Raw genomic sequence first — 1,467 nt, 5'->3', positions numbered from 1 at the left:
CTCTATGCGGAGATCGCGGGCCCTCCATAACTCCGGCCTCTGGAATACTGGGTCGCCCGGTCAAGCCGGGCGACGACACCTCACTTGTGGCTCTCAGAATCTGCTAACACCACCCCATGACCGCACCCGACGCGACCTCCCCTGCCGGCCCCGGCACGGCCCCCACCTCCTGGCGTGACAGCCTTGCCGTTTACCTGCAGCCGCGGGTGCTGATCGTGCTGTTCCTCGGTTTCTCGTCCGGGCTGCCGCTGGCGCTGTCGGGCTCGACGCTGCTGGTGTGGATGCGGGAATCCGGCGTCGATCTCAAGACCATCGGGCTGTTTGCGCTGGTCGGCACGCCCTACACGCTGAAATTCCTTTGGGCGCCGCTGGTCGATGCGATGCATGTGCCGCTGTTCACGCGCGCCTTCGGGCGGCGCCGCGGCTGGCTGCTGTTCTCGCAATTGCTGCTGATCGCAGCGATCCTGCTGCTGGCGCTGACCGATCCCGCGCGCTCGCCGTTCTACGTCGCGCTCGGCGCATTGCTGGTGGCGACGGCCTCGTCGACGCAGGACATCGTGGTCGACGCCTTCCGCGTCGAGAGCCTGCCGGAGAGCGAGCAGGCCGCCGGCATGGCGTCCTATGTCGCGGCCTATCGCATCGGCATGCTGGTCTCGACCGCCGGCGCGCTGTTCATCGTCTCCGGCTTCGAGAGCACCGGCATCACCCGCACGTCCGCCTGGATGTGGGGCTATGTGGTGATGGCGGCGATGGTCCTGATCGGGACGATCACGGCGCTGGTCGCGACCGAGCCCGAGCAGTCATTGCGGGCGGAAGCCGCGACGCAGACGCAGACCGCGCTCGCGCGCGTGCTGCACGCGGCAATCGGCGCCTTCTCGGAATTCCTGACGCGCAAGGACGCGCTTGCGGCACTCGCCTTCGTCGTGCTGTTCAAGTTCACCGATGCCTTTTCCGGCACGATGACCGCGCCGTTCGTGATCGACCTCGGCTTCTCCCGCAACGACTATGCGGCGATCGTGAAGGGCGTGGGCCTTGCTGCGACTCTGATCGGCGGCTTTGCCGGCGGCTTCGTCGCGCGGCGCTATTCGCTTGCGACCAGCCTCTGGATCGGCGGCGTGGTGCAGGCGCTCGCGAACCTCTCCTTCTCCTGGCTGGCCTTCGTCGGCACCAGCCAATGGGCGCTCGCCTTCGCCATCACCTGTGAGAACTTCACCAGCGCCATCGGCACGGTGATCTTCGTCGCCTATCTTTCGGCGCTCTGCCAGAACCCGCTGCACACGGCGACGCAATATGCGCTGCTCACCGCGCTTGCCGCGGTGGGGCGGACCTATCTCTCGTCAGGCGCCGGCTTCGTGGCTGATACCACCGGCTGGCCGCTGTTCTTCGTGATCTGCATGCTGGTGGCGATCCCGAGCCTGGTGCTGCTGGCCTGGTTGCAGAAGCGCGGGCATTTTGATGCGCTGGGGC

Annotated in this window: 1 protein-coding gene; it reads left to right on the top strand. The window is 67.0% G+C overall.

Features of this window, described 5'->3' with window-relative positions; translation table 11 throughout:
* Positions 1–116: 116 nt before the first annotated feature.
* Positions 117–1,467, top strand: a 1,351-nt coding sequence (locus tag IVB32_RS21580; RefSeq protein WP_247411383.1) for an MFS transporter, incomplete at its 3' end; no start/stop codon positions are given.

This window comes from Bradyrhizobium sp. 23 (assembly GCF_023073295.1).
In the GTDB taxonomy this organism is placed as follows: domain Bacteria; phylum Pseudomonadota; class Alphaproteobacteria; order Rhizobiales; family Xanthobacteraceae; genus Bradyrhizobium; species Bradyrhizobium canariense_D.
Note: the sequence above shows the minus strand (reverse complement) of the source record. Positions and strands in the feature narration are given on the sequence as shown.